At 58.1% G+C, this 241-nt stretch carries 1 pseudogene; it reads left to right on the forward strand.

The annotated features are described in order from the left end of the window. Window positions 1-241: pseudogene (locus V0R37_RS23155) on the forward strand (hypothetical protein); the annotation flags it as partial.

Consider the following 241-nt stretch of genomic DNA (forward strand, 5'->3'; position numbering starts at 1 on the left):
GCCGGATTTACGCCAGATCAAGAGGCCATCTGGCAAAAAGCCGCGCCGCTGTTTGGCGATGAACCCTGGTGGGTGCGCGATCTGTCTCGTGAAACCGGCGCAGATGAAGCCTTAATGCGCCAGGTATTGCGGCATGCGGCGCAGCAAGGGCTGATTACCGCGATCGTGAAAGATCGTTACTATCGCAACGATCGTATTGTCACCTTCGCCAGCCTGATCCGTGAACTGGATCAGGCGCGCG

This window comes from Pollutimonas rozaliensis, assembly GCF_048751585.1.
Taxonomy (GTDB): Bacteria; Pseudomonadota; Gammaproteobacteria; order Burkholderiales; family Burkholderiaceae_B.